This is a genomic window from Roseibium suaedae (assembly GCF_900142725.1).
GTDB lineage: Bacteria > Pseudomonadota > Alphaproteobacteria > Rhizobiales > Stappiaceae > Roseibium > Roseibium suaedae.
Genome location: NZ_FRBW01000004.1, coordinates 174,092 through 200,175 on the forward strand (window position 1 = coordinate 174,092; position 26,084 = coordinate 200,175).

Here is a 26,084-nt window from a genome sequence, read left to right on the forward strand (position 1 = left end):
TTGCAACGCAAAACCCGTGAGGCCGCCGAAACGGCAATCACATCGTCTTTGCGCAACTATCCTGCGAAAAGGGGCTCATTTCTATACGACTATTGCTTATATTGCGCTTTTGACCAAGCGGCATTTTGCATTGCATATAAAAAGGCTTTTCAGGCCTGAGATAAAACGGCATGGTTTCCGTTGAAGGAAACCAGAGGCGGGACGGGTCGCGGCACTGGTCGCGCCTCCAGCCTTTGCGAGGAGGGAGCAGACTGATGACAACGCCGGAAAAGCCGAAGGCAGAGCGGGACCGCCCCTGGATCTTCCGCACCTACGCGGGCCATTCGACAGCCTCCGAGTCCAACAAGCTTTACCGGACCAATCTGGCGAAAGGGCAAACCGGCCTTTCCGTTGCCTTCGATCTGCCGACACAGACCGGATATGATCCAGATGATCTTCTCGCTCGCGGTGAAGTGGGAAAGGTCGGGGTGCCGGTTGCCCATCTGGGCGACATGCGCGCGCTGTTTCACGAGATCCCTCTGGAGCGGATGAACACCTCCATGACGATCAACGCCACGGCCCCCTGGCTGCTGGCGCTTTATGCGGCTGCGGCAGATGAGCAGGGCGCGGATCGCAAACTCCTGAATGGGACGACCCAGAACGACATCATCAAGGAATATCTGTCCCGCGGGACCTATGTCTTCCCGCCGGCGCCATCCCTGCAGCTGACCACGGATGTGATCGCCTGGACCTATTCCAATATGCCCAAGTGGAACCCGATGAACGTCTGCTCCTATCATCTGCAGGAGGCAGGAGCGACGCCGGTTCAGGAATTGTCCTATGCTCTAGCGACCGCTATTGCGATCCTGGACGGACTGAAGGCAAGCGGCACCATTCCGGAGCAGGACTTCCCGGTGGCCGTGGGCCGCATTTCCTTCTTCGTCAATGCCGGCATGCGTTTCGTGACCGAGATGTGCAAGATGCGCGCCTTCACCGAGCTCTGGGACGAGATCTGCCGGGAGCGATACGGGGTCGAGGACGAGAAATACCGCCGGTTCCGCTATGGGGTCCAGGTGAACTCCCTTGGCCTCACTGAACCGCAGCCGGAAAACAACGTCTACCGGATTCTGATCGAGATGCTGGCGGTGGTTCTGTCCAAGAACGCCCGTGCCCGCGCCGTGCAGCTTCCGGCCTGGAACGAGGCGCTGGGCTTGCCCCGTCCGTTTGATCAGCAATGGTCCCTGCGTATGCAGCAGATCGTGGCCTATGAGACCGATCTTCTCGACTATGCGGATATCTTCGACGGCTCGTCCGAGATCACCCGCAAGGTGGAGGAGCTTAAGGCCGAGGCGCGTGAGGAACTGGCCCGGATCGACGCCATGGGCGGCGCAGTAGCTGCCGTTGAATCCAGTTACATGAAGCGCAAGCTGGTCGAATCCAATTCCGCCCGTCTTGCGGCCATCGAGGCCGGTGAGCAGATCGTCGTGGGCGTCAACAAGTGGACGGAAAGCGAGCCCTCTCCCCTCGCCTCGGGCGAGGATGGCGGCATCTTGACCGTTCCGGAACATGTTGAGGATGAAGCGGTCGAGAAGGTCAAGGCCTGGCGCGCGGCCCGGGATCAGGCTGCCGTTGACGCTGCCCTTGCGGATTTGCGCCAAGCAGCCAGCGATGGGCGCAACATCATGGAACCCTCGATTGCGGCGGCAAAGGCAGGGGTGACCACCGGCGAATGGGGCCGCACTCTGCGCGAGGTTTTCGGCGAGTACAGAGCTCCGACAGGGGTAGGTCAATCGGTTCGGGACGACGCAGGTGATCTTGCTGCCGTGCGGGAGACCGTGGATGCAGTGTCCGCGAAAATGGGACGCAGGTTGAAGTTCCTGGTCGGCAAGCCGGGTCTTGATGGCCATTCCAATGGGGCAGAGCAGATTGCGGTCCGGGCAAGGGATTGCGGCATGGAGGTGGTCTATGAAGGCATCCGCCTCACCCCGGCGCAGATCGTCAATGCGGCGGTGGAAGAGGATGTCCACGTCATCGGACTTTCCATCCTTTCCGGGTCCCATCTGGCACTTGTGCGGGACGTGATGGAGCGTTTGCGGGCCTCCGGCATGGGCGATGTGCCTGTTGTCGTTGGTGGAATCATTCCGGACGAAGACGCAGCCAGTCTCAAGGCCATGGGCGTTGCGGCGGTCTATACGCCGAAGGACTTCCAGCTGACCGACATCATGGCGGATGTGGTGAAGATCGTCGCTGCGCGCGCTGAAAAAGCAGCATAAGCCCGCCGCCAGACTTCCGAAATTTCAACCCGGTGCGTGAGCGGCCCTCCGGCAAAGGGCGCTCGCAGCATCTGCTGCATCAATCTGTTTTCAATGAGATTTTCTTGGTTCTGGATAGTAAAATTGCTGCGACGCAGAATAACTTAAAGTGATCATGTGTCACGGCAGGTCTTAAGACCAAAGTTGTGGACTGTCTTTCTTGATTATCTTGGGCTGTTAGCGCTTTCTCAATGTGTTTGGCCGAGCATATTTCGGCCATTTACTGAGAGATCTGAAAATGTTCAGGGACGTTCCGGTTTTAAAAGAAGCTTCCAGTACCTTGTCAGAAGAAATTTCAACGATTCCCCCTTCGTCCGTTCTTGAGGCCATGGGGGCGATCGGAACCAACCTGAGCCGGATCAGCCTGGATGTGGCCGTCTCTGCCGATGATGTTCAGTCTATCTCCGGCATTTTCACCAGCAACGTGAAGGACTTTTCCGCGCTGGTGGACCGGTTTGCGGATCTCGAAAGGGCCACTCTCGAAATTTCCGGCCAGATTGCTGAAGCTGAGACGATTTCCAATCATGCGCTGACCGAGATCGGCGGATCCCAGACAACCATTGAGGCCGCCCGCAGGGAGATTGCGGACCTTTTGGAAGCTGTTCGTGCCGGCGAAAAGCGGATGGCAGAGCTCAGCGACGTTCTAGGCAAGGTCGGATCGATCACCAGCACGATCAACAATATCGCCAAGCAGACGAACCTTCTGGCGCTCAATGCGTCTATCGAAGCCGCCCGTGCAGGGGATGCGGGACGCGGGTTTCTCGTTGTGGCGAATGAGGTGAAGGAACTCGCCCAGTCGACGGCCTCCGCGACATTCGAGATCGATACGGCGCTGACCGAGATCAAGTCAGGTTTCGAGCTCTTGGCAGACACCAGCAAGCAGACCGGGCGGACCGCAGACAAGGTTCAGTCCCACGCTGCGACCTTCGGCGAGATTCTACAGAAAGTCTCCCACGACATTCAGGTCATCGGCAGCACCACCTCTGCCATCGATGGGAAAATGGCGGACGTCCGGGCGACTTCGGAGGAGTTCCGCACCACTTCCGTCACTGTGTCCTCCAGCCTTTCCCAGTCGAGCACGCGGCTCGGCGAGATCTCGAGAACCATGCGCCGGGTGTCTGATGATACGGACGCCTTTGTGCTTCTGACCGCGACGTGTGGTGCCAACAAGAGCGAGGCGACGATCATCGAAAAGGCTGCGGGCGCGGCTGGCAAGGTTTCGGCGATGTTCGAGAAGGCAATCGCCGACGGTCAATTGTCCGAAGCGGATCTGTTCGACCGGAAACACGCCCAGATCCCCGGCAGCAATCCGCCGCAATTCCTCGCAAGGTTCTCGCAGTTCAATGACACCCATGTCTCGCCATTGATCGAGGAGATTGTCGCCAGCGACCCGCGCATCGTCTGGTGTGCGTCCATCGACGATACGGCCTATATCTCGACCAACACCCGTGCCGTTTCCAAGCCTCAGGGCAAGGACATTGCCTGGAACATCGCCAATTGCCGGAACCATCGTTACTTCGATGACCGGACAGGCAGCCGGGCGGCGAAGAACCGGGAACCGTTCCTGCTCCAGACCTATCAACGCGACATGGGCGGCGGCAAGCTGGTGCCTATGAAAGATATCAGTTCGCCGATCTTCGTGCGCGGACGCCACTGGGGCGGGTTCCGCATCGGCTACGCGCCGTAAACAACTGCTTCCTTGAAGAGATCCGCTCCGGCCAGCTTCCCCTTTCGTCGCCCTTGCGTTTGTGCGGTGCAACCGGCTTAATCGGGGAAACGGATCGCGTGCGGGAGTGATGGTGTGAGCAAGACCAATCCGGGAAATTTCTTCGAGGACTTCTTTGTCGGTCAGCTGATCCGGCATGCAACCCCGCGCACAGTGACGACGGGCGATGTGGCGCTTTATACGGCGCTTTATGGCACCCGTTTCGCTGTCCAGTCTTCGGACGCTCTGGCCTGGGGCCTTGGCTATGACCAGGCTCCCGTCGACGATCTTCTTGTTTTCCATATTGTTTTTGGCAAGACCGTGCCGGAAATTTCCCTCAACGCCGTGGCCAATCTTGGCTATGCGGGCGGGCGTTTCCTGGCTCCGGTCTATCCGGGCGATACGCTGTCGGCGGTCTCCGAAGTGATCGGCAAGAAAGAAAACTCCAACGGCAAGACCGGCGTCGTCTATGTCCGCTCCACCGGTTACAAGGCCGATGGCACCGAAGTGCTGGATTATGTGCGCTGGGTGATGGTCAACAAGCGGGATCCCCAGTCCCCTGCTCCCGAGGCCCTAGTTCCGGAACTTCCGGCCGTGATCGATCCGATGGCGCTGGGCAATGCTGTGCCCATGCTGGAGACGGAGTACTGGGACAATGATCTCGCCGGATCGCCCTACCGTTTCGCGGACTACGCCAAGGGCGAGAAGATTGATCACGTCGATGGCATGACGGTGGAAGATGCCGAGCACATGATGGCGACGCGGCTCTACCAAAACACCGCCAAGGTGCACTTCAACCAGTATACGGAAGGCAAGGGACGGTTCGGGACGCGGCTGATCTATGGTGGCCACGTCATTTCCCTGGCCCGCTCCCTGTCCTTCAATGGCCTGGGCAGCGCATTCCATATCGCCGGGATCAACGGAGGCCGGCATGTCGCGCCGCTGTTTGCGGGCGATACGGTCTTTGCCTGGTCGGAGGTTCTGGATACGGCGGAAATCGAGGGCCGTCCGGATATTGGCGCCCTGCGCCTGCGTCTCGTCGCCACCAAAAATCGCCCCTGCGCGGATTTTCCGCTGAAGGACGATGTCGGCAATTACGCCGAGAACGTCATTCTCGATTTCGACTATTGGGCCATTCTGCCGAAATAGCTTCAGAGACTTTGCCGCTTGAAAGGGATGGAGTCGGGTTAGTTTGTCCCGGTTCCCAGCCTTCCGGGGCCATCACGAACCCTTCGAACTGGAAGCCCGGTGCAACGGTGCAGCCGACAAGGGTCCAGTCGCCGAGAGATCGCGCCTGTTGCCAGCCATGCCGTGGCACGATGCCCTGTGGCCGCTCGCCGTTCAGAACGTCCGGTCCGAGCCGGATGATCTCCGTGGTCTTGCCATCCGGGCTGATTGAAAGCTCAAGCGGGCTTCCCGCATACCAATGCCAGGTCTCGATCGCATCCACCTTGTGCCAGCGGGACAGAACGCCTTCCGTCAGCAGAAAATAGATCGCGGTGGAGGCGGCGCGGCCACGGTCATCCGTCAGATCATCGCGGAATGTCTCGACATAATAGCCACCCTCAGGGTGGGGCAGCATGCCGAGCTCCGCGATGATTGCTGCGGATTCACGTGAAACCGGGCTGGTCACGCATTGTCCTTCCGCTTGCGGATTTCGGCGAAGACATCTGCGTCGCTGGCCTCTTCCAGACCCAAGGTCTTGCGGATTGCCGGGCTGGAGGGGCGCAGGAACGGATTGGTCAGAAGCTCTTCGGCCATGGTGGTCGGCAGGGTAGGCTTGCCTTCGGCCCGCAAGGCCTCGACTTCCCGGGTCCGGTCCTGCAGGTCCTCGTTGTCTGGATCGATCGTCAGAGCGAAGCGGGCGTTGGAGGCCGTATATTCATGGCCGCAGAAAATCACGGTCTCTTCCGGCAGCTTGGCGATCAGACGGGCCAGAGAAGCCCACATCATCTCCAAGTCGCCTTCGAAAACCCGGCCGCAGCCCAGTGAAAACAGCGTATCGCCGGTGTGAGCGATCTTCAGTTCCGGAAAATGCCAGGAAATCTGATCCAGCGTGTGGCCGGGCGTTGCAATGGCTTCCACACGAAGCGGTCCGGACAGGACATGGTCGCCATCCTCGACAAAAGCGTCCATACCATCGATCTTGAGCCGCGACTTTTCGGGACCCGTCACATGGGCACCGGTTACCGTCTTCAGCTCCGCCAGACCCTGAACATGATCCCAGTGGTGATGGGTGATCAGGATATCGGTCAGTTTCCAGCCGGTTTCTTCCAGAACTGCGAGATAGGGCGCTGCATCCGGAACATCGATCGCAACCGTCTTGCCGCTTTCCGGGTCGTGGATGATCAGGCCGAAATTATCAGAAAGGCAGGGAAACTGGCGAATTTGGACATTCGGTGCGGATGGCATGCTTTCGTTCGTCCTCGTATAGTTCCCAAAGTGGCGTCAGCTTCGCAAAGCTTCTCAAAGAGGGCAAGTGGCAATGGCTTGCGCATGGCCCCGGATCAAGGTTCAATCACCCGGCCCCTTTGCGGATGGATCATGTTTCTCGACGTTGCAGACCTTAGAACCTTCTACGACTTGCCGGTAGGCCGATTGTTGCGTGTCCTGATCGGGGGGCGTATCCGCACCATTTGGCCGGACCTGAATGGTCAGCGCTTGCTGGGCATCGGCTATGCCGGACCTTTCATGCGCCCCTATCTCGGCAGCGCGGAACGCTGCATTGCCGCCATGCCAGCCCAGCAGGGCGCCGTTGGCTGGCCGCGCGAGACGGACAATGCGGCCGTCATGGTCAACGAGATGGATCTGCCATTCTCGGATGCCAGCGTGGACCGGGTGATGGTGGTGCATGCACTGGATCATGCCGCTGATCCTGGGGGCATCCTGCGGGAGGCCTGGCGGGTTCTGGTGCCCGGTGGCCGCCTGATTGCCGTTGTGCCGAACCGCAGGGGCCTGTGGTCCCAGTCGGAAGCTTCGCCTTTCGGCTATGGCAGACCCTATTCCGGCAGTCAGCTGCGTGAACTTCTGCGCAACAGCCAGTTTGATGTGCTTCAACAGGATGCAGCGCTTTACCTGCCGCCTTCGCGCGCGCCTTTCGTGCTGCGGTCTGCCCGCACATGGGAAGGCATCGGGCGGCGCATGTGGCCGGCTTTTGCTGGCGTTCTGATCGTGGAGGCGGAAAAGCGGGTCTACCGGGGCGTTCCGGTAGAGCAGGCAAAGGGCTTGCGCGTCCTCAAGCCCCTGTTCATTCCGGAAGGCGCTGCCGCGGGCATGAAGCCGATCCGCCGGATGCAGCGCTAGTTTTTTGCTGAAGCGTGGGAATTAGCGGCGCAGAAGAAAGACTGCCTGTTCCGCCAGAATGTTCCAGACCCACCAGGGCGCATTGACCGGGATTTCGTTGCCCTGGCCGCTCAGCGCCACGGCGGTTTCCACGGTCGCATCCAGCTCCTTGGTCAGCTCGACAAAGTCGCGCAGGGAGCAGAAGTGGATGTTGGGTGTGTCGTACCACTGATAGGGCAGATATTTGGTCACCGGCATGCGCCCGCGCAGCAGCACCTGCATGCGGTTTCGCCAGAAGGCGAAATTCGGGATCGAGATGATGACCTGCTGGCCGATGCGCAGAAGCTGCTCGACGACGCCTTTCGGGTCGCGGGTTGCCTGCAGCGTCTGGCTCAGGATCACCACGTCAAAGGCATCATCGGGATAATCGGCCAGATCCGTATCAGCGTCGCCCTGGATCACAGACAGGCCGCGCGCCACGCATTTGTTCACCCCGTCCTGGGACAGCTCGATACCGCGACCGTCCACGTTGCGTTCCTGGGTCAGCAGGGTCAGCAGTGCGCCGTCCTCGCAGCCGATGTCCAGAACACGGGCGCCCTGGGGCACTAGACCTGCGACGACCCGGTGGTCGCCCCGGACAATGGGACCGTTGGGATTGGCTGGCAGGGAGATCATCTCAGTTGCTGCCTCCGGGAATGGGAATGCCGCGTGCGATGGCCGATCCGGTGATGAAGCCGCGAATGGTCGAGAACATCTCGGGCACATCCAGAAGGAAGGAATCGTGGCCGCGGTCGCAGTCGATTTCGACGAAGGAAACGTTCGCTGCTGCCGCATTCAAGGCCTTCACCACGGCCCGGCTTTCCGATGTCGGGAACAGCCAGTCGGAGGTAAAGGACATGATGCAGAAGCGCGTGCTGCTGTTCTTGAAGGCATTGGCCAGCGTTCCGCCGAACTGGCCGGCAAGATCGAAATAGTCCATCGCGCGCGTGACATAGAGATAGGAATTGGCGTCGAACCGGTCGACGAAGGTCATTCCCTGGTGGCGCAGATAGCTTTCGATCTGGAAATCCGCGTCGAAGCCGAAGGTCAGGGTTTCCCGGTCCTGCAAGTTCCTGCCGAACTTCTGGTGCAGGGACTCGTCCGACATATAGGTGATATGCGCAGCCATGCGGGCAACAGCGAGACCTTTGGTGGGCCTTGTGCCGGACGCAATGTAGCTTCCGCCTTCCCACATCGGATCGGCCATGATCGCCTGCCGGCCGACTTCGTGGAACGCGATGTTCTGGGACGAGTGGCGTGCGCCCGTCGCAATTGGAACGGCCGCAAAGACCCGCTCCGGATAGCTGGCCGCCCATTGCAGCACCTGCATGCCGCCCATGGAGCCGCCGACCACGGCAAACAGCGTGTCGATGCCCAGCTTGTCGATCAGCCGTGCCTGTGCCCGGACCATGTCGCGGATGGTGACAACGGGCATTTCCAGCGCATAGGGCTTGCCGGTTGCCGGATTGGTCGTCGCCGGTCCCGTCGTGCCCAGGCAGCCGCCCAGAACGTTCGAGCAGATGACAAAGTAGTGATTGGTGTCGATTGGACGGCCCGGTCCGACCATGCGCGTCCACCAGCCGGATTTTCCGGTGATCGGATTGGTGGAAGCCACATATTGATCGCCAGTCAGCGCGTGACAGATCAGCACTGCATTCGACTTGTCGGCGTTCAGGGTGCCGTAGGTCTCATAGGCGATCTGCCAGGGGGCGAGGCTCGTCCCGGCATCAAGTTCCAGCGGTTCGTCTGCGCCGAAAAGCTGCAGTTTGCTGCTCGGCGTATCCGCTTCGCGCAGGGACAATTGTGCGGTTTCGGTCTCGGAGGTCTCGTTGGCCATGTCCGGTGTCGCGGATCACTCTTGAACGGTTTCATCTCCGGCGCCGGCATCTGCCGCCCGGTCCTGCTCCCCGGTTTCCAGATTTTGGCTGGGCAGGGAACCATGCACCTAGGGGCGGCAATGGCCGGGTGTCAATGATTTCTTTTGCCTTTGGCATCTGCCCTGCCTATGAGTAGGCTCCACAAAATCACCTTTGGCCCCGCTTCACGGACGGCTGTTTCACGGACAAGAGGTTCACGGGACACGACATGACAAAGACGAGCGATCGCCTGGCGTCCCTTGACGGGTTGCGCCAGCGCATTGAGGAAATCGATGCGCAATTGCACGAACTCCTGATGGAACGCGCCCAGATCAGCACGGGCATTGCCGCTGCAAAGCGCGCTGCCGGGTTGGATGGGGTTCTGATCCGTCCGGACCGGGAAGCCGAACTGATGCGCCAGCTCGTGGAGCGGCACGAAGGTGTTCTGCCTCTGATCACCATCGAGCATCTGTGGCGGACGATCATTACCGCGTCGGCGCAGATCCAGGGTGTGTTTCGTCTGCATCTCGACGGCAGTGCAGATCTGGCGGACATGCTGGATCTCGCCCGTTTCAACTATGGCTTCGATCCGGAGATCATCGCAGGCAACGATGCCGCTGATGTGGTCGGTGCAGTCGCGGCGTCCGCGGGTGATCTCGGGCTTGTGGCTCTTGAGGATCGCTCCGAGCTGCCCTGGTGGCGGGGCCTAAGCGCTGACGGGGCGCAGATCATTGCGCGTCTGCCGTTCCTGATCCTCGACGGGCGCATGGCGGACATGCCTGCGCTGGTTCTGTCGCGGGCCCTCTCCAGCGAAGTTCTGTGTGACACCCGTGTCTATGACGCAAGGTGGAGCAGTGTTTTGCCCGGCGACCTCATGAGCCACGGCGTGGAAGTGATCAGTTTCCACCGGTCCGCCCATGGAGTGGATGCCCTGCTTGCGGTCTCGGCCGAGTTGAGCGAAGAGGAAATTCTCAAGTCCTGCGAAGAAGCCGGGGCTGAGCCGGATGTGTTGAGGAATGTCGGTGGCTATAGTGCGCCGATTGATGTGGAAGGCGATGCGGACGACGATTTCGAGCCCGCCGCAGCCGAAGGATGACCTTGATGAGTGACGCTACTGCAAAGACTGCCCAGAATGGTTCTGCAAACCGGCCGCAGCCGCGCCCGGGTGTGATGGATATTGCCGCCTATGTGCCGGGCAAGTCCAAGGGAACCCACGGCGTCACCCTGCATAAGCTGTCGTCCAACGAGACGCCGCTTGGCGCAAGCCCCAAGGCGAAGGAAGCCTATGCGGATGTTGCCAAGAGCCTCGAGCTTTATCCGGATGGGGCCTCGACAGAGCTGCGCAATGCGATTGCCGAAGTCTATGGCATCAATCCGGATCGGATCATCTGCGGGGCTGGCTCGGACGAGATCCTGAGCATGGTCACCAATGCCTACATGGCCCCCGGTGACGAAGGCATCTACAGTGCTCACGGCTTCCTCGTCTACGAGATCGCCATCCGGGCTGCCGGCGGCGTGCCGGTTTCGGTTCCGGAACAGAACCTCACCACGGATGTCGATGCGATCCTGGCGGCCGTGACCGAACGGACGAAAATGGTGTTCCTGGCGAACCCGAACAACCCGACCGGCACTTACATCCCGTTCGAGGAAGTGCGCCGTCTGCATGCGGGCCTGCCGTCCCACGTCGTTCTGGTGCTGGACGCGGCCTATGCCGAATATGTCCGCCGCAACGACTACGAGAGCGGCATGGAGCTGGCGGCCACTGCAGAAAACGTCATCATGACGCGTACCTTCTCCAAGATTTACGGTCTCGCCAATCTGCGTCTGGGCTGGGGTTTCGGCCCTGCTCACATGATCGATGCCATGAACCGCATCCGCGGCCCGTTCAACGTCAGTGGTCCGGCCATGGCTGCCGGTATCGCCGCTGTCAAGGACAAGGCCTTCGTGGAAACGGCCATCGATCACAATGACAAGTGGCTGCCGTGGGTGACCGCCGAGCTTGAAAAGCTCGGTCTGTCGGTGACGCCGAGTGTCGGCAATTTCATCCTGATCCATTTCCCGGACCAGGATGGCAAGCGCGCCAAGGATGCGGATGCCTATCTCTCCGAGCGCGGCTGCATCGTGCGGATGGTTGGCAATTACGGCCTGCCCAACTCGCTGCGCATGTCGATCGGATCCGAAGCTGCCAACAAGGCCTTTGTCTCCCTTATCGCCGAATTCCTCGGCTGAACCAGTACCGGAACCAGTACGGAAAAATTATGTCTGACCCGCTGTTTGACCGGCTGACCCTGATCGGGATCGGCTTGATTGGGTCTTCTATCGCCCTTGCTGCCCGTCAGCATGGTCTTGCGAAAGAGATCGTTGTCTCAACCCGTTCCGAGGCCACTTTGCGCCGCGCGGAAGAGCTCAATCTCGGTGACAGCTATTATCTCGACGCAGCTCAGGCGGTCGAAGGGGCGGATCTGGTCATTCTGTGCGTTCCGGTCGGTGCCAATGAAGGGGTTGCCCGCTGGATTGCCCCTGCCCTGAAGCAGGGTGCAATCCTGACGGACGTCGGCTCGACCAAGGGCTCGGTCGTCCGTCAGGTTCAGCCTCATGTGCCGGCGGGTGTCCATTTCATTCCAGGCCACCCGATTGCCGGGACGGAGCATTCCGGTCCGGACGCGGGCTTTGCCTCTCTCTTCGAGAACCGTTGGTGCATCCTGACGCCGGCAGCAGACATTGATCCGGCGGCGACGGAAAAGCTCAGCGCCTTCTGGCGGGCTTGCGGCTCCAATGTCGACACAATGGACGCCGATCACCACGATCTGGTGCTCGCCATCGTGTCTCACCTGCCGCATATCATCGCCTACAACATCGTCGGCACGGCGGCTGATCTGGAAACGGTGACCAGCTCGGAAGTGATCAAATATTCCGCATCTGGCTTCCGCGATTTCACGCGACTGGCGGCGTCCGATCCGACCATGTGGCGGGATATCTGCCTCAGCAACAAGGATGCGATCCTGGAGATGCTGGCGCGGTTCTCAGAGGATCTCTCCGCATTGCAGCGGGCCATCCGCTGGGGAGACGGGGACGGCTTGTTTGACCTTTTCACCCGGACCCGCGGCATCCGCCGCTCGATCATCGAGGCGGGTCAGGAAACTGACGCCCCGGACTTCGGCCGCCATCAGTCCAAGTCCTGACGGGATCTCAGTCTGGCAATCGGGCTGGCGGGCCGAAAGGCCTTCCGGCCCGTTTTGCTGTGATCAGCTCTTTCGCTCGGCCACATAGGCGGCGATGGCGGAGAGAGCCTCTGCCCGGGCACCGTAAGGCGCCAGCAGTTCCCTTGCGTCCCTCATCAACTGGGCGAGTTCCGCGCGGGTTTGCGGGACGCCCAGAAGACCGACAAGCGTTGCCTTGCCCGCGGCAGCATCCTTGCCGGTGGCCTTACCTACGTCTTCCGCGCTGCCTTCGACGTCCAGAAGGTCATCCGCAAGCTGGAAGGCCAGGCCGATGATTTCGCCGAAGCGTGTCATGCGCGCGACGTCTTCTTCCGGAGCATTGGCGAGAATAGCGCCGGCGCGACAGGCATAGCGGATCAGGGCGCCGGTCTTCATCGCCTGAAGGGTGCGGATTTCGGTTTCCGTCCGGTCCCGGTTTTCAGATTCCAGATCCAGCATCTGGCCGCCTGCCATGCCGCCGATGCCGGAGGCACGGGCAAGGTCCCGTGACAGGCGCAGGCGGACAGCAGCATCGGCATGAACCACATCTTCGGCAATCACGTCAAAGGCGAGCGTCAGCAGGGCGTCACCGGCCAGGATTGCCGTGGCTTCATCGAAGGCCTTGTGAACGGTTGGCTGGCCGCGGCGCAGGTCATCGTCGTCCATGGCCGGAAGATCGTCATGGACCAGGGAGTAGCAATGGATGAATTCGAGGGCCGAGCCGGCGATTGCGGGGCCCTTGTCCGTTTCCGACAGGTCGCGGCCGAAGAGCGCTGCGACCTCCAGCACCAGCAGCGGGCGGAGGCGCTTTCCCCCGCCAAGAGAGGCATAGCGCATGGCTTCGAGCAGGCGGGCCGGGCGGGCCGTTTCGTGATCAAGGGGATCGGAGGACAAAAGCGACTTGAGAACGGTTTCGATCTGATCCGCACGCGCGGCCAAAAGCTGCTTGATGTCGATGGTCACTGAGGCGCTCCGCAGGTTGCCGGGCAAAAAGGGAAGCCAAGGGAGAAGCTGCCCTTCCGCCTTCCCTGATGGGAAATGCGCTCAGGGTCAAGGCCGTCCTTGTGTTTTTAAGGGGGTGAAACCGGCTTCCGGCGCAGGAACAGGCCAATGAGGCTTTGTGTCCTGCTCCGGATCGGTTAAGGGAGGACAAAGGGCCGCAGAAACGGCGGGCCGAGATTGGGGGAACTTACCGGACATGGCCCGTGCCCGATGGCTCTTCGGCTCCTTGCGAAACCTCAGCAGCCTGCGGTTCTGGCGCAAGCTTGTCATCCGGCTTCTGATCCTTGCGATCGTCCTTCCGGTCATCCTGACCGTGCTCTATTCCGTCGTTCCTCCCATCAGCACGCTCATGATCGGGCGCTATGCCCAGCTGCTCTGGGTGGACCGTCAGTGGCGTCCTCTGGAGGACATCTCCCCTCACCTGGTGCGCTCGGTGATCACATCCGAGGACAGCGGCTTCTGCACCCATGGCGGGGTCGAGTGGGAAGCCTTGCAGAAGCAGGTCGATGTTCTGCTCAATGAGGGCGAAAGCCCTCGTGGTGCCAGTACCTTGACCATGCAGACGGCAAAGAACCTCTTTCTCTGGGGCGACCGCAGCTATGTTCGCAAGGCGCTGGAAATTCCGCTCGCGGTTCTGCTGGATGCGGTTTTGACGAAGCGGCGCATCATGGAGATCTACCTGAATGTCGCCGAATGGGGCGAAGGGATCTTTGGCGCGGAGGCGGCGGCTCAAGCCTGGTACGGTGTTCCGGCAAAGGATCTGAGCCGTGAACAGGCGGCCCGCCTGGCGACCGCCTTGCCCAATCCCTTGGGCAGAAACCCTGCGAAACCCTCTTCCGGTCACAGGAAACTTGCGGCGACGAACCTTTCCAGGGTAAATGGGGCCGGGCCGATTTTCGGCTGCGTACTGGATAAGTGATTGCCCGTCTGAACGGCCGTTAGAGCGGTCTTTCTGCGGTGACAAGAAAAATTGCTCTTTGGGCTGGCAAATCCTGTGCGTTGCCTGTATAACCCCGCCCATTCCAACACTGCGTGATGCCACGCCCCGGGCTTTCCCGGTCCGGGCCGCGCGACTATGGACCACGGAGAAGAACAAAATGGCCGTTCCGAAGAGAAAAACCTCGCGCATGAAGCGCGGTTTTCGCCGTTCTACGGACGCCCTGAAGCAGCCGGCTTACGTCGAGGACAAGGATTCGGGCGAACTGCGTCGCCCGCATCACGTTGACCTGAAGTCCGGCATGTACCGGGGCCGTCAGATCCTTGCTGTCAAGGACGACGCCTGAGGTTCAGGGTTGCCGAATGGCAAACAGATCAAGGCCGGCCCTTTGGGGTCGGCCTTTTTCATGTCCAGATGCTGGTTGAAGACTGCCATTTCAATTCACGGGACCTAGTTTCCCTGAAGACCGTCGCAACCTGGGGCCAAACCTCAGGCCTTTTCTCCGGAAGGAAATCCCATGCGTTTCATCCTGTCTTTGCCGCTGACGCTTATTCCGCTGATCCTTTACAACGTGATCGCTTTCGGCAGCGGCGGAACGGCTTCCTCCGCCTGGGACGCAGAGATGTTTGCGGTGCAGATGGTCTCCGGAGCCCAGTTCCAGCTGTTGCTGGGCGACATGCTGCTGACCTTCGCGCTGCTTCTGCTCTTCGCTGAGATGCTGAAGGCAACGCGCACGGGCTCTTCCGCCCTCATGGACCATATCCTGTCCATGCTGGTGTTTGTGGCCTATCTGGTGGAGTTCCTGATCGCGGCGCCTGCTGCGACGTCGATCTTCTTCATCCTGATGGTGATCGCCCTGATCGACGTGATCGCAGGCTTTTCGATCACCATTTCCGGCGCCCGCCGGGATGTTGCCTTCGGTCACGACGACCGCTGACCCATCAGGTCTCACGTGCGCTCCTTGGGGCGCACGAACAGGTGGCTGTAGGCGTATTCCCGGTTCAGTCTTCCTTGGCCTCGTCCATGATGGCGTAGCGCTGGATGAGCGGGAGCTGGGTCAGGGTGAACACCAGTGTGATCGGCATCATGCCGAAGACCTTGAAGCTGACCCAGAAATCCGTCGAGAAGTTCCGCCAGACGATCTCGTTGATCACGGCAAGGACGAAGAAGAAGATCCCCCAGCGGAAGGTCAGCTTGCGCCAGCCCTCTTCCGACAGCTTGAAGGCGCTGTCGAAGACGTAGCCGAGGAAGGACTTGCCGAAGGCCAGGCCGCCGAGCAGAACCGCGCCGAACAGGCAGTTGACGATGGTGGGCTTCAGCTTGATGAAGAGATCATCGTGCAGCCAGAGCGTTAGGGCACCGAAGACCAGAACGACGACGCCCGTGACCATCGGCATGATCGGCAGGCGGCGGGTGAGCCAGTAAGAGACAGCCAGTGAAACCGTGATTGCGACCATGAAGGCAGCGGTTGCCAGGAAGATTGGCTTGCCGAGGGACTGAAGCGCCGGGAAAAGCTGGGCGATCTGTTCGCCGCGGGCATTGAACAGGAAGAAAACTCCAAGAGGCCCAAGCTCCAGCGCCAGCTTCAACAGCGGTGGCAGTTCCTGGCGGGTGGGATCATTGGGAGCGTGTTCAAATTCCATGAGGCTTGGCCGCTTTCGCTGTCTTCAGGTTCACTGGCAGATAGGGATGGTCCACCGGGCAAGTCAACCGTGTCAGGCCTTCTTTCAGCCGTCAAACCCGCATAAAGGTCACACAGCAGGGGTCCGGGCGGGCAAGGACGATGCTGGCCGGTTGAGCTGATCAGTCGTGCCGGCGTGCTGTGCAGTCCCGCAGAACCTGAACACAGCGTGGAAATCCGGTATAAGGGCCTGATTTTCTTTGGCTCATGAAGAGGCGGAAGTGAGTTTTACAGCACCGGTTGATCGACAGGCTTATTTCAGGCTTGGGGTCCTGTTTGCGCTTGCCGAGGCTCTGAGCCTGCTGGTGACGATCTATCTCATCCTCACACTGGAAGGCGCTGATCCTTTCAAGCCCGGACGGAGCCGGGAAGCATTTGTGTTCACGGAACTGACGTTTCTTGCAGCGCTCGCCATTTTCCGCGTGACTTTGGCCTGGCGCCGCGTTGCTTTTGCCCGCCGGTCTCACTGGCACACAGCTGTGTTCTCTCTCTTTGCCTTAATGAAACCGCCGGTTCTGGCGGTTCTGCTGCTGCTCTGGACGCCGGACACACTTCCGGTTGGACTGGTTGCCCTCCAGCTCAATGCTGCCCTCGTCTGGTTCTGGCTCTATTGTCTCAAACCCAGAGAGGGGGCTGAAGCCGTTTGAAGGCTGTTATGAAAATGGCGGGCCACAGATGGGGAAGTGAACAAGAACTCTTTTGTGCGTCACCCTTGTCAAGGAAAAGGACATTTTTTATATGAAATTCTAATAAACACATCTATTTAAATATATCTATATTATTATCTGTATAGTGATTTATTACATCAATGTCTACGCCAATTATATTTGAAAGTCTTTCATTGCTAATGCTTTTATCTTCCTCCTTAAGTATTTGAATTGCGGATGGTATTTCCATACTAATATACGGATTTTCATATCTGATTTGGATTCCAGTGGATTTATTGAATTCCATCAAATCTTGATATGTTAGAAATATATCTGGAATTAATTCTGATTCGCGCTCTATAATCCAAGTATCGTATATGATCTCTTCGGCTGCCATTAGCCACTTATCTCCGCAACTATTACAGCGGAATCGATGAAGCCAAAACTTCCCATTAACGCAGCGCTCAACTTGTTCAAGATACGCTGGTTTGCGTCCCATGAGGGAGACTTTACGGGATGGTTCTAATTGACAACTGCATAGTATTTTCAGAAAAAATTCTCGAATTATATCCTTTAAATTTTCAACTTCGTTCTTTTGTTTAAAATTTGTCGATATTGCTTTTAGGTATAATTCGTTCCCAATAATATCATTAATTTCAATACTATTATAAAGACATTTTTCAAATTCTCTATTGCTGAGATCATTTCTCAAAAAATAAATGAGTTGTTTAAGGTCCTGGCTATTGAAGTCTATATTTTCGATCATTGAGCTCATATCTGTTAAATCCGAAATAGAAAAAAGGCGTCGGATAAGACGCCTTTCTCACTTTCGAACGTCTTCCTAAACTCATCCGTTGGCGATGTACTGGCCACCGTTGATGGTCATAACCGCGCCGGTCATGAAGGCGGCGGCGTCAGAGGCGAGATAGACCACCGTCTGGGCGATTTCTTCCGGATGGCCGAGGCGGCCGACCGGAATGCCGGAGATGATCGAGGTCAGCACCTTTTCCGGCATGGCGGCAACCATGTCGGTGTTGATGTAGCCCGGGCACACGCAGTTGACGGTGATGCCCTTGAAGGCATTTTCCTGCGCCAGCGCCTTGGTGAAACCGATCACGCCCGCCTTGGCTGCGGAATAGTTGGCCTGACCCATCTGGCCCTTCTGGCCGTTGATCGAGGAAATGTTGATGATGCGGCCGGATGAGCGTGCGCGCATGCCTTCGATCACCGGGCGGGTCATGGTGAACATGCTGTCCAGGTTGGTGGACATCACATCGCGCCACTGGTCGAAGCTCATCTTGTGGAACATGCCGTCACGGGTGATGCCGGCGTTGTTCACGAGCACATCGACCGGACCCAGATCCGCTTCCACCTTGGCGATGCCTTCGGCGCATTCTTCCGGATGGGCAACGTCCCACTTGTAGACGTGAATGCCGGTTTCCGCCTTGAAGGCTTCGGCTTTCTCGGTGTTGCCGTGATAGGTGGCTGCCACGGTGTAGCCGGCGGCCTTCAGGCCACGGGAAATGGCTTCGCCGATGCCGCGCGTTCCGCCGGTGACCAATGCGACCTTGCTCATTGTCTTCCTCCTAATACCCAATCTGGCGTCCGGTTTTCCGGCTCGTCCCCTCAATATCTGCCTGTGACAGAGATGCTGCCGGGCGCCAAACGGTCAGCGCAGCGCCCGGACTTTGTTTGAAATGCTTCGGAAAATCAGCGCTCCAGGCACATGGCAACGCCCATGCCGCCGCCGATGCAGAGCGTGGCGAGGCCCTTCTTGGCGTCCCGGCGGCCCATTTCATGGAGCAGGGTCACCAGGATACGGGCACCAGATGCGCCGATCGGGTGGCCGATGGCGATTGCGCCGCCGTTGACGTTCACGATGTCCGGGTTCCAGCCCATGTCCTTGTTCACGGCGCAGGCCTGCGCTGCAAAGGCTTCGTTGGCTTCCACGAGGTCGAGGTCTGCTGCTGCCCAGCCTGCCTTTTCAAGCGCCTTGCGGGAGGCCGGGATCGGGCCGGAGCCCATGACCGCCGGGTCAACACCTGCGGTTGCCCAGGAGGCAATGCGGGCGAGCGGCGTCAGGCCGCGCTTGGCTGCTTCCGCGGCGCTCATGACCAGCAGGGCGGCCGCGCCGTCGTTGATGCCAGAGGCATTGCCTGCGGTCACCGTGCCTTCCTTGGTGAAGGCCGGGCGGAGCTTGGCAACGCTGTCCAGGGTCGCGCCGTGGCGGATGTACTCGTCGTCTTCCACCACGGTATCGCCCTTGCGGCCCTTGATGGTGACAGCGGTGATTTCATCCTTGAACTTGCCGGCCTTCTGGGCTGCTTCCGCCTTGTTCTGGGAGGCAACGGCGAACTCGTCCTGCTGATCGCGGGAAATCTGCCACTTCTCGGCAACGTTTTCAGCGGTCTGACCCATGTGGTAGCCGTTGAATGCGTCCCACAGGCCGTCCTTGATCATGGTGTCGATGAACTTGAAATCGCCCATCTTGTAGCCGGCGCGCATCGGAGCGCAGTGGGGAGACAGGGACATGTTTTCCTGGCCGCCTGCCAGCATGATTGCTGCGTCGCCGCACATGATTTGCTGGGCCGCGATGGCCACGGTGCGAAGGCCGGAGCCGCAAACCTGGTTCAGGCCCCAGGCAGTTGCGCTGTCGGAGATGCCGGCGGCAATGGCTGCCTGGCGGGCCGGGTTCTGGCCCGCACCTGCGGTCAGAACCTGACCGAATACGATTTCATCGACTTCGCTGCCGGATACGCCGGCCTTTTCCAGGGCTGCCTTCAGGACAATTGCGCCAAGTTCATGGGCGGGCGTATTTGCAAAAGAACCGTTGAAAGTGCCGACGGGTGTGCGGGTCGCACTAACAATCACGACATCGGTGGAAGCGCTCATCATAGGTCTCCGGTTTTCCTCCTGGGTGAGGTCAATACACGCAAAAGTAGAAAATTTTTGCAGCAAGACCCCTTCCTGAGCATGACTAGAGCCCGTGGCCAAGGCCAAGTCAACAGCATTGGCACGTATGCAGGGCGCGTTTTTTGCGCGGCGCATCATCCTTTCGGTGCTCTGCACGAAAAGGCTGGTAAGACCCGCCACGAATGGCTTAGTCTGCGCGGATGGAGGAAACGGCGGCAGGCTGGAACAGCTTGTCGTCAAACGGGAACTTGCCGCGAGGCTCCTGGAAATGGAAGACGGGAATGGCAAAGACCAACGAGCCAACGATCATCAAGAAATACGCCAACCGGCGTCTCTATAACACCGGCACCAGCACCTATGTGACGCTGGAAGACCTGGCGGTGATGGTGAAGGGGGAAGAGGACTTCATCGTCTATGATGCCAAGTCGGGTGATGACATCACCCGGTCGGTTCTGACCCAGATTATCTTCGAGCAGGAAGGCAAGGGGCAGAACCTGCTGCCGATCAAGTTCCTGCGCCAGCTGATCCGCTTCTATGGCGACAGCATGCAGGGCCTCGTGCCGAGCTTCCTGGAATTTTCCATGAGCTCCCTGACCAAGGAGCAGGACAAGCTCCGCTCGCAGATGAGCGATGCCTTCGGGGCGACCGCTTTCGATGCGATCGAGGATCAGGTCAAGCGCAACACGGAAATGTTCGAGCGTGCGATGAAAATGTTCATGCCGTTCTCGACGGGAACGGATGCGGCCCCGACTGCAACCCAGCAGCGCGCTGCGGCTCCGTCTCCTCAGGCCTCCTCGTCCGATCTCGATGACATGAAGCGTCAGCTGTCCGAGATGCAGGCCAAGATCAACGCTCTCAGCGACAAGTCCTGAGTTCTGCGGCCATCGCGGCTGAGCTGCGGTGGCCCTTAGCCCTTCGCAAGCGGATGGGCATTTTCCACCAGCTCCCTCAGCCGCTCATCCAGAACATGGGTGTAGATCTGCGTGGTCGATATGTCCGCGTGGCCGAGAAGCTGCTGCACCACGCGCAGGTCCGCTCCATTTTGCAAAAGATGCGAGGCAAAGGCATGGCGGAGAACGTGGGGCGACACCTTGGCCGGATCAATTCCGGCCTGAATGGCGAGATCCTTCAGGTCGCGGGCAAAGGCCTGCCGGGTGAAATGTCCGCTTTCGCCATGTGAGGGAAAGAGCCAGGGGCTGCTGGCATAGACACCTGCAGCTGTCCGCTCCGCCACATAGGCCTTCATCGCAGTTTGAGCCGGATGAGACAGCGGCACCAGCCGGTCCTTGCCTCCCTTGCCGCGAATTTCAATCAGCCGGGCATCCTTGCGCGCTGCGGAAACCGGCAGGGCAACCAGTTCGGACACGCGCAGACCGGAGGCGTAAAGCACTTCCAGCAGTGTATAGGTCCGGTGCGCCCGGAGGCGGGCGGCATCACTGGGGTGTTCCAAGTGCGTTTGTGTCTCAGCCGTTCCGATCAGGAGGTCCACCTCTTCAAGAGATAAAACCTTCGGCAGGGACTGCCGCTTCTTTGGTGAGGACAGGGTGCGTGTCGGATCGTCGCCGCGCTGGCCTTCCGCATAGAGAAACTTGAAGAACTGCCGCAGGGCGGAAAGGCGCCGGGCCTGCGAGGTTGCCGCAAAACCGCGATCGGTCAGATCGCCGAGGTAGCGGGAGATATCTGTCTGGCTTGCCTTTGATGGCGCGGTCTTGCCGAGAAACTCCGCAAAGTCGTCCAGATCGCGCCGGTAACTGTCGAGCGTGTTCTGGGCAGCGCCCCGCTCGGCGGCCAGCATTTCCAGAAAACTTTCGCAGGCGTAATCCGTTGCCAAGGTCGTCAGCGGCCAAAGCCGTCCTTCTTGATCCGCACGGTGTACTCGCGCTCACCGGGCTGCACCAGATTGGCCAGCGCATAGACCGCGCCATAGCCGATGGCTCCGATCAGGACCAGGGCCAGGATCAGTCGGGTCAGCGTTGGCACGGGTTCCAGCCTCCGGAATGCGAATCACTTTTCTTCAGTGTTCCGCGCCGTCCTCTCCCATGCAAGCCGCACGGATTTCCAGCTTCAGGATTGACTTGTGACTGCGGCTGGTTTCTTTCCCTCAGCCAGCTTTCTTTTCGGGCGAATATGCTAAAAAGCGGCCATGACACATCAAAGTGACCTTTCCAATGGCCTTGAAGGCCAAGCCCTGGAACCGGCGGAGCCGAATGCGGAAGACCTGATCAAGGTTCTCGGCAATCGGTCCATCGTTCTGGTTGGCATCATGGGGTCGGGAAAATCAACCGTTGGCCGCCGGCTGGCCCAACGGCTGGGGTTGCCTTTCGTCGATGCCGATACGGAGATCGAGAAAGCCGCCAACATGACCATTTCGGAGATCTTCGCCAGCCATGGCGAAGCCTATTTCCGCAGTGGTGAAGAACGGGTGATTGCGCGTCTCCTGCAGCAGGGGCCGCAGATCCTGGCCACCGGCGGCGGTGCCTATATGAGCGAGGCGACCCGGGAGGCGATCCAGAAGGACGGCGTTTCGGTCTGGCTCAAGGCCGATCTCGATACGGTGATGGCAAGGGTCCGCAAGCGGTCGAACCGTCCCCTGCTCCAGAACCCGGATCCCGAAGGAACCCTGCGCGCGCTTCTGGCCGTTCGCGACCCGGTTTATGCGCAGGCTGATCTTTGCGTCTATTCCCGTGACGTTCCTCACGAGGTGGTCATGGAAGAAATTCTAAGAGCACTTATATCCAGGCTCGCGGCAGGAGATCTCCCGGCCGCCACCCAGACCGACAATTGAAGGCAGACGATGACCGACACGATTTCCAATGCAAGCTCCGACCTGTCCCCGATCCAGACCGTATCGGTCGATCTGGGGGATCGCAGCTATGGTATCGAGATCGGTCGCGGCCTTCTGGAAACGGCGGGCGAACGGATTGCTGCCCTGCGTCCGGGCGCAAGACTCGCGGTCATCACCGACGAGACCGTTGAAAAGCTGCATCTGAAGACCCTTCAGGCCAGCCTTGCCAAGGCTGGCATCGATCATGCGGTCATGACCATTCCTGCCGGTGAGAGCTCCAAGCGGTTCTCCCAGTTCGAGCGCCTGTGTGACGAAGTGCTGGGTGCACGGCTTGAGCGCAATGACGCCATCGTGGCGCTGGGCGGCGGTGTCGTTGGCGATCTCTCCGGCTTTGTTGCGGCCGCTGTGCGCCGGGGCATGGATTTCATCCAGATCCCGACCACGCTCCTGTCCCAGGTCGACAGTTCCGTTGGCGGCAAGACAGGCATCAACTCCCGTCATGGCAAGAACCTGATCGGCGCGTTTCATCAGCCGGTTCTGGTTCTGGCCGACACCGGTATCCTCGATACGCTGCCGATGCGCGACTTCCGCGCCGGCTATGCGGAGGTCGCCAAATACGGGCTGCTCGGCGACGAGCCGTTCTTTGCCTGGCTGGAGGCCAACTGGAAAGCCGTGTTTGCCGGTGGTCCGGAGCGGGACGAGGCTGTTGCCCGGTCGTGCCAGTCCAAGGCGGATGTGGTTGTCGCGGATGAGCGGGAGTCCGGCCGCCGGGCCCTCCTCAATCTCGGCCATACTTTCGGCCACGCGCTGGAATCTGCCGTCGAATATGAAACCGCCCGTCTGGTCCATGGGGAAGGCGTTTCCATCGGCATGATGCTGGCCCATGAGTTTTCCGAGCGCCTGGGCCTGATTGACGGGGCCGTGGTTGCGCGCGTCGAAAAGCATCTCTCCGAGGTCGGGCTGCCGATCCGCATGTCCCAGATCCCTGGCCAGTTACCGCCAGCGGGCACGCTGATGGACATCATTGCCCAGGACAAGAAGGTGTCCCGCGGCAATCTGACTTTCATTCTGACCCGCGGCATCGGATCCGCCTTTGTAGAAAAGGGCGTTGAGCCGGCCGTTGTTCATGACTTCCTGGTGGAGAAACTGTCCTCATGAGTGAAGCAACCCTCTGGCTCGCCATCGGGGCAATCCTCATTCTGCTGATCTTGTCCGGCTTCTTCTCCGGTTCGGAGACGTCGCTGACGGCAGCATCCCGTGCCCGCATGCATCAGATGGAGAAGAACGGCGACCGCAGGGCGGTGCTCGTCTCCAAGCTGATTGCGGCCCGTGAGCGGCTGATCGGCGCCCTGCTCCTCGGCAACAATCTGGTCAACATCCTGGCGTCGTCCCTGGCGACCAGCGTGTTCCTGCATCTCTTCGGGGATGCGGGCGTTGCCATTGCGACGCTGGTCATGACCTTCTTGGTTCTGATCTTCGCAGAAGTGCTGCCGAAGACCTGGGCGATCTATGCACCGGAGCGGTTTGCACTGGCTGTTGCCCCGATCGTCCGTGTGGTGGTTGCGGTATTCGGGCCCGTTGTCGTCGCTGTTGAAGCCATCGTCCGTCTGATCCTGCGTCTCGTCGGCGTCAACGTGAATGACGATGCGCTGGCTCTGTCTGCGCATGAAGAGCTGCGCGGCACGGTGGACCTCCAGCACAAGGAAGGCGGTCTGGTGAAGGCCGAGCGCGACCGTATTGGCGGTCTGCTGGATCTGGCCGAACTGGAAGTGTCGGATGTTATGGTTCACCGCACCAACATGGTGGCGCTGAACGCGGACGAAGATCTGCCGAAGCTGGTGGAAGCAGCACTGGCCTCGCCCTATACCCGCCTGCCCCTGTGGCGCGGGGAGAGTGACAATTTCGTCGGTGTGCTCCACTCCAAGGATCTTCTGCGTGCACTGTTTGCAGCGGGCGGAGACAGTGAGAAGCTGGAGATCACCCAGATCATTTCCCAGCCCTGGTTCGTTCCGGACACCACGAGCCTTCAGGATCAGCTCAACGCCTTCCTGAAGCACAAGGCACATTTTGCGCTGGTGGTGGATGAATACGGGGAAGTGATGGGTCTGGTGACCCTCGAGGACATTCTGGAGGAAATCGTTGGCGAGATCGCCGACGAGCATGACGTCGAGCTTGAGGGTGTGCGTCCGCAGGCGGATGGTTCGGTGATTGTCGACGGCTCCGTGCCGATCCGTGACCTGAACCGCGCCACCGACTGGAACCTGCCGGACGATGAAGCCACCACGATTGCCGGTCTGGTGATCCACGAGGCCCGGATGATCCCCGAGGAGCGGCAGATCTTCACCTTCCACGGCTTCCGTTTCACGGTGCTGCGCCGGGAAAAGAACCGCATCACCCGTCTCAGGATCATGCCTCTGAGCCAGCTCAAGGTTCAGCCGGCAGCGGCAAGCGCAGCTGCGCAAGTTGCTCCAGCGGCGCGCAGCTAGGCTGCGCACCAGCTGACTTCAATTGCTGCATCGGTGAAACGGGCTCAGGCCGTACCGGAGACCCTGGCTGCCCGGGGATCCGGCTCTTCCGGAGACCGTGCCTCGATGGCGAGCGCGTGAACGCCGCCTGCGATTTCCTCGGCAAGAAGGTCGTTGATCGTGCGGTGGCGGTTCACCCGCGACATGCCGGAAAAGGCTGCGGAGACGACGCGCACCCGGAAATGGGTTTCTCCGCCTTCACGCCAGCCGCCATGGCCTTTGTGACGGTCGGATTCGTCGATGACGTCCAGTGCGGCTGGCGACAGCGCAGCGGTCAGCTTGGACAGGATCTGGTCTTTGATGCTCATGGTTCTGTTTTGATCTCTTCGGCGGCCCATCGTCAAGCGGGAGCAATTCGTTTCCGGTTTCCCCAGCCCCGGGTCTGCGGGCTGGAAAATGTCGCAATCGGCGTTTAGAAAGCCCAATCCCACATTTTGCTTCGGTTAGAAGCTTGTTCGGCTTCGCCCCTCTACCCATAATCGGCGTCATGAAACTGGATTCCAAAATCTTTGACCGGATACGTGTGAAACCCGACAAGGAGCGGGTGCAGGAGGATCTGTATCCATCCTGCGAGCATCCGGGCTGTCAGCGCCCTGCGCCGCACAAGGCGCCCAAGGGCCGCGACCGGGAAGGTCAGTATTTTCATTTCTGCATCGACCATGTGCGGGAATACAACAAGTCCTACAATTATTTCGCCGGCATGCCCGACGACGACGTCCATGCCTATCAGCGGGATTCCCTGACCGGGCACCGGCCGACGTGGAAGATGGGCGTCAACCGGCAGGCCGCCGATGGTTCCGATGGCTTCGACCCGCGCGAGAACATGCGCGCCAATGCAAGCCGCCGTGCGGATGCGACTCAAAGAACACGTCAGCGCAAGCTTCTAACCCTTGAAAAACGTTCCCTGGATGTGCTCAATCTAGGGGAAACGGCCCGAGGGGCTGAAATCAAGGCGCGCTACAAAGAACTAGTCAAACTGAACCACCCGGATGCCAATGGCGGTGACCGCTCTTGCGAGGACCGTCTGCGGGAAATCATTCAGGCCTATAATGTCCTGAAGAAAGCCGGTTTCTGTTAGGGTTTCCGTGTCCTGCCGGACAAGATCCGCTAACATCCTTCAATCGACCGATCTGATCCCGCCGGGTGCCCGCCCGGGGATGGACCGGTCCGGTCCGCATTCCCCCTGCGGGCTCCTTCCCCAACATCCCGCGCGGCACTGCC

The 26,084-nt window shown here is 59.8% G+C and carries 27 protein-coding genes and 1 pseudogene; 16 read left to right on the top strand and 12 right to left on the bottom strand.

The annotated features are described in order from the left end of the window. Positions 1-254: 254 nt before the first annotated feature. From BUA94_RS17200 to BUA94_RS17210, 3 genes are all read left to right on the top strand, one after another. A complete protein-coding gene (locus BUA94_RS17200) occupies positions 255-2,252 on the top strand; it encodes a protein meaA (RefSeq protein ID WP_073014572.1) in 1,998 nt (665 codons plus the stop codon). Between the two features lie 319 nt (positions 2,253-2,571). Beyond that, a complete protein-coding gene (locus tag BUA94_RS17205; protein ID WP_175558071.1) occupies positions 2,572-3,978 on the top strand; it encodes a methyl-accepting chemotaxis protein in 1,407 nt (468 codons plus the stop codon). Between the two features lie 114 nt (positions 3,979-4,092). Beyond that, the gene (locus BUA94_RS17210) at positions 4,093-5,145 is read left to right on the top strand and encodes a MaoC family dehydratase (protein WP_073014574.1); all 1,053 of its coding nucleotides are present in this window, start codon (positions 4,093-4,095) and stop codon (positions 5,143-5,145) included. Positions 5,146-5,194: 49 nt separating this feature from the next. On the opposite strand, the pseudogene BUA94_RS17215 reads toward BUA94_RS17210, so the two are convergent. Both BUA94_RS17215 and gloB read right to left on the bottom strand, forming a co-directional pair. After that, a pseudogene (locus tag BUA94_RS17215) lies at positions 5,195-5,629 on the bottom strand (cupin domain-containing protein); the annotation flags it as partial. Beyond that, entirely contained in the window at positions 5,626-6,408 is a 783-nt protein-coding gene (gloB, locus tag BUA94_RS17220) for a hydroxyacylglutathione hydrolase (protein ID WP_073014575.1), read from the bottom strand. The gene gloB and the pseudogene BUA94_RS17215, both read right to left, overlap by 4 nt. A gap of 132 nt (positions 6,409-6,540) precedes the next feature. Between gloB and BUA94_RS17225 the strand changes: the two genes are divergently transcribed. Next, positions 6,541-7,299, top strand: a complete 759-nt coding sequence (locus BUA94_RS17225) for a class I SAM-dependent methyltransferase (RefSeq protein WP_073014576.1) — start codon at positions 6,541-6,543, stop codon at positions 7,297-7,299. Positions 7,300-7,320: 21 nt separating this feature from the next. On the opposite strand, the gene metW is transcribed toward BUA94_RS17225, so the two are convergent. Beyond that, positions 7,321-7,953 (bottom strand): methionine biosynthesis protein MetW, encoded by a 633-nt coding sequence (metW, locus tag BUA94_RS17230; protein WP_073014577.1) that lies wholly within the window; start codon positions 7,951-7,953, stop codon positions 7,321-7,323. A 1-nt stretch (position 7,954) separates the two neighbouring features. Continuing rightward, entirely contained in the window at positions 7,955-9,154 is a 1,200-nt protein-coding gene (metX, locus tag BUA94_RS17235) for a homoserine O-acetyltransferase MetX (protein WP_073014578.1), read from the bottom strand. Positions 9,155-9,402: 248 nt separating this feature from the next. On the opposite strand from metX, the gene BUA94_RS17240 reads away from it, so the two are divergent. The 3 genes from BUA94_RS17240 to BUA94_RS17250 are packed head-to-tail and all read left to right on the top strand — an operon-like array spanning position 9,403 to position 12,355. Beyond that, a complete protein-coding gene (locus tag BUA94_RS17240; protein ID WP_073014579.1) occupies positions 9,403-10,269 on the top strand; it encodes a chorismate mutase in 867 nt (288 codons plus the stop codon). A 5-nt stretch (positions 10,270-10,274) separates the two neighbouring features. Further along, a complete protein-coding gene (gene hisC, locus BUA94_RS17245) occupies positions 10,275-11,402 on the top strand; it encodes a histidinol-phosphate transaminase (RefSeq protein ID WP_073014889.1) in 1,128 nt (375 codons plus the stop codon). Between the two features lie 29 nt (positions 11,403-11,431). After that, positions 11,432-12,355, top strand: coding sequence for a prephenate/arogenate dehydrogenase family protein (locus BUA94_RS17250; RefSeq protein WP_073014580.1), 924 nt, complete (start codon positions 11,432-11,434; stop codon positions 12,353-12,355). 63 nt (positions 12,356-12,418) lie between these two features. On the opposite strand, the gene BUA94_RS17255 is transcribed toward BUA94_RS17250, so the two are convergent. Next, a complete protein-coding gene (locus BUA94_RS17255; RefSeq protein WP_073014581.1) occupies positions 12,419-13,336 on the bottom strand; it encodes a polyprenyl synthetase family protein in 918 nt (305 codons plus the stop codon). A gap of 235 nt (positions 13,337-13,571) precedes the next feature. Between BUA94_RS17255 and mtgA the strand changes: the two genes are divergently transcribed. The 3 genes from mtgA to BUA94_RS17270 all read left to right on the top strand — a co-directional run bounded on the left by mtgA (position 13,572) and on the right by BUA94_RS17270 (position 15,249). Beyond that, complete coding sequence (mtgA, locus tag BUA94_RS17260) at positions 13,572-14,294, top strand: monofunctional biosynthetic peptidoglycan transglycosylase (protein WP_073014582.1); 723 nt, start codon at positions 13,572-13,574, stop codon at positions 14,292-14,294. Between the two features lie 178 nt (positions 14,295-14,472). Beyond that, positions 14,473-14,658 (top strand): 50S ribosomal protein L32, encoded by a 186-nt coding sequence (rpmF, locus tag BUA94_RS17265; protein ID WP_073014583.1) that lies wholly within the window; start codon positions 14,473-14,475, stop codon positions 14,656-14,658. Between the two features lie 171 nt (positions 14,659-14,829). After that, a complete protein-coding gene (locus tag BUA94_RS17270) occupies positions 14,830-15,249 on the top strand; it encodes a hypothetical protein (protein WP_073014584.1) in 420 nt (139 codons plus the stop codon). Positions 15,250-15,313: 64 nt separating this feature from the next. Here BUA94_RS17270 and BUA94_RS17275 read toward each other — a convergent pair whose 3' ends face one another. After that, on the bottom strand, positions 15,314-15,955 hold the full coding sequence (locus BUA94_RS17275; RefSeq protein ID WP_073014585.1) for a septation protein A: 642 nt from the start codon (positions 15,953-15,955) through the stop codon (positions 15,314-15,316). Between the two features lie 259 nt (positions 15,956-16,214). Here BUA94_RS17275 and BUA94_RS17280 point away from each other — a divergent pair, with 259 nt between their 5' ends. After that, positions 16,215-16,640: a hypothetical protein gene (locus BUA94_RS17280; protein ID WP_073014586.1), complete on the top strand. Its 426-nt coding sequence runs from the start codon at positions 16,215-16,217 to the stop codon at positions 16,638-16,640. 112 nt (positions 16,641-16,752) lie between these two features. On the opposite strand, the gene BUA94_RS23380 is transcribed toward BUA94_RS17280, so the two are convergent. From BUA94_RS23380 to BUA94_RS17295, 3 genes are all read right to left on the bottom strand, one after another. After that, positions 16,753-17,415 carry a hypothetical protein gene (locus tag BUA94_RS23380; RefSeq protein WP_139251186.1) on the bottom strand — a complete coding sequence of 221 codons (663 nt, stop codon included), beginning with the start codon at positions 17,413-17,415 and terminating at the stop codon, positions 16,753-16,755. A gap of 72 nt (positions 17,416-17,487) precedes the next feature. After that, on the bottom strand, positions 17,488-18,216 hold the full coding sequence (gene phbB / locus BUA94_RS17290) for an acetoacetyl-CoA reductase (RefSeq protein WP_073014588.1): 729 nt from the start codon (positions 18,214-18,216) through the stop codon (positions 17,488-17,490). 134 nt (positions 18,217-18,350) lie between these two features. Then, entirely contained in the window at positions 18,351-19,532 is a 1,182-nt protein-coding gene (locus BUA94_RS17295; RefSeq protein ID WP_073014890.1) for an acetyl-CoA C-acetyltransferase, read from the bottom strand. A 302-nt stretch (positions 19,533-19,834) separates the two neighbouring features. On the opposite strand from BUA94_RS17295, the gene phaR reads away from it, so the two are divergent. Further along, positions 19,835-20,425, top strand: a complete 591-nt coding sequence (phaR, locus tag BUA94_RS17300; protein ID WP_073014589.1) for a polyhydroxyalkanoate synthesis repressor PhaR — start codon at positions 19,835-19,837, stop codon at positions 20,423-20,425. 35 nt (positions 20,426-20,460) lie between these two features. On the opposite strand, the gene xerD is transcribed toward phaR, so the two are convergent. Continuing rightward, positions 20,461-21,384, bottom strand: coding sequence for a site-specific tyrosine recombinase XerD (gene xerD / locus BUA94_RS17305; protein WP_073014590.1), 924 nt, complete (start codon positions 21,382-21,384; stop codon positions 20,461-20,463). Positions 21,385-21,389: 5 nt separating this feature from the next. Beyond that, positions 21,390-21,533 carry a hypothetical protein gene (locus tag BUA94_RS23625; RefSeq protein ID WP_175558072.1) on the bottom strand — a complete coding sequence of 48 codons (144 nt, stop codon included), beginning with the start codon at positions 21,531-21,533 and terminating at the stop codon, positions 21,390-21,392. Positions 21,534-21,696: 163 nt separating this feature from the next. Here BUA94_RS23625 and BUA94_RS17310 point away from each other — a divergent pair, with 163 nt between their 5' ends. Genes BUA94_RS17310 through BUA94_RS17320 form a run of 3 tightly spaced genes read left to right on the top strand, consistent with a single transcriptional unit; the run spans position 21,697 to position 24,824 of the window. Then, entirely contained in the window at positions 21,697-22,338 is a 642-nt protein-coding gene (locus BUA94_RS17310) for a shikimate kinase (RefSeq protein WP_073014591.1), read from the top strand. 9 nt (positions 22,339-22,347) lie between these two features. Next, positions 22,348-23,496 carry a 3-dehydroquinate synthase gene (gene aroB, locus BUA94_RS17315; protein ID WP_073014592.1) on the top strand — a complete coding sequence of 383 codons (1,149 nt, stop codon included), beginning with the start codon at positions 22,348-22,350 and terminating at the stop codon, positions 23,494-23,496. Continuing rightward, positions 23,493-24,824, top strand: a complete 1,332-nt coding sequence (locus BUA94_RS17320; RefSeq protein WP_073014593.1) for an HlyC/CorC family transporter — start codon at positions 23,493-23,495, stop codon at positions 24,822-24,824. The genes aroB and BUA94_RS17320 overlap by 4 nt, the downstream gene beginning before the upstream one ends. A 44-nt stretch (positions 24,825-24,868) precedes the next feature. Here the strand turns inward: BUA94_RS17320 and BUA94_RS17325 are convergent, their stop codons facing one another. After that, entirely contained in the window at positions 24,869-25,171 is a 303-nt protein-coding gene (locus BUA94_RS17325; protein ID WP_073014594.1) for a BolA family protein, read from the bottom strand. A 179-nt stretch (positions 25,172-25,350) separates the two neighbouring features. On the opposite strand from BUA94_RS17325, the gene BUA94_RS17330 reads away from it, so the two are divergent. Next, complete coding sequence (locus BUA94_RS17330) at positions 25,351-25,941, top strand: DnaJ domain-containing protein (RefSeq protein WP_073014595.1); 591 nt, start codon at positions 25,351-25,353, stop codon at positions 25,939-25,941. Positions 25,942-26,084: the final 143 nt, after the last annotated feature.

Coding starts and splice junctions, on each gene's coding strand:
- BUA94_RS17200 (WP_073014572.1), top strand. CDS start 255: ATGACAACGCCGGAAAAGCCGAAGGCAGAGCGGGACCGCCCCTGGATC.
- gloB (WP_073014575.1), bottom strand. CDS start 6,408: ATGCCATCCGCACCGAATGTCCAAATTCGCCAGTTTCCCTGCCTTTCT.
- BUA94_RS17225 (WP_073014576.1), top strand. CDS start 6,541: ATGTTTCTCGACGTTGCAGACCTTAGAACCTTCTACGACTTGCCGGTA.
- metW (WP_073014577.1), bottom strand. CDS start 7,953: ATGATCTCCCTGCCAGCCAATCCCAACGGTCCCATTGTCCGGGGCGAC.
- metX (WP_073014578.1), bottom strand. CDS start 9,154: ATGGCCAACGAGACCTCCGAGACCGAAACCGCACAATTGTCCCTGCGC.
- BUA94_RS17240 (WP_073014579.1), top strand. CDS start 9,403: ATGACAAAGACGAGCGATCGCCTGGCGTCCCTTGACGGGTTGCGCCAG.
- hisC (WP_073014889.1), top strand. CDS start 10,275: ATGAGTGACGCTACTGCAAAGACTGCCCAGAATGGTTCTGCAAACCGG.
- BUA94_RS17250 (WP_073014580.1), top strand. CDS start 11,432: ATGTCTGACCCGCTGTTTGACCGGCTGACCCTGATCGGGATCGGCTTG.
- mtgA (WP_073014582.1), top strand. CDS start 13,572: ATGGCCCGTGCCCGATGGCTCTTCGGCTCCTTGCGAAACCTCAGCAGC.
- rpmF (WP_073014583.1), top strand. CDS start 14,473: ATGGCCGTTCCGAAGAGAAAAACCTCGCGCATGAAGCGCGGTTTTCGC.
- BUA94_RS17270 (WP_073014584.1), top strand. CDS start 14,830: ATGCGTTTCATCCTGTCTTTGCCGCTGACGCTTATTCCGCTGATCCTT.
- BUA94_RS17275 (WP_073014585.1), bottom strand. CDS start 15,955: ATGGAATTTGAACACGCTCCCAATGATCCCACCCGCCAGGAACTGCCA.
- BUA94_RS23380 (WP_139251186.1), bottom strand. CDS start 17,415: ATGAGCTCAATGATCGAAAATATAGACTTCAATAGCCAGGACCTTAAA.
- phbB (WP_073014588.1), bottom strand. CDS start 18,216: ATGAGCAAGGTCGCATTGGTCACCGGCGGAACGCGCGGCATCGGCGAA.
- BUA94_RS17295 (WP_073014890.1), bottom strand. CDS start 19,532: ATGAGCGCTTCCACCGATGTCGTGATTGTTAGTGCGACCCGCACACCC.
- phaR (WP_073014589.1), top strand. CDS start 19,835: ATGGCAAAGACCAACGAGCCAACGATCATCAAGAAATACGCCAACCGG.
- BUA94_RS17310 (WP_073014591.1), top strand. CDS start 21,697: ATGACACATCAAAGTGACCTTTCCAATGGCCTTGAAGGCCAAGCCCTG.
- aroB (WP_073014592.1), top strand. CDS start 22,348: ATGACCGACACGATTTCCAATGCAAGCTCCGACCTGTCCCCGATCCAG.
- BUA94_RS17320 (WP_073014593.1), top strand. CDS start 23,493: ATGAGTGAAGCAACCCTCTGGCTCGCCATCGGGGCAATCCTCATTCTG.
- BUA94_RS17325 (WP_073014594.1), bottom strand. CDS start 25,171: ATGAGCATCAAAGACCAGATCCTGTCCAAGCTGACCGCTGCGCTGTCG.
- BUA94_RS17330 (WP_073014595.1), top strand. CDS start 25,351: ATGAAACTGGATTCCAAAATCTTTGACCGGATACGTGTGAAACCCGAC.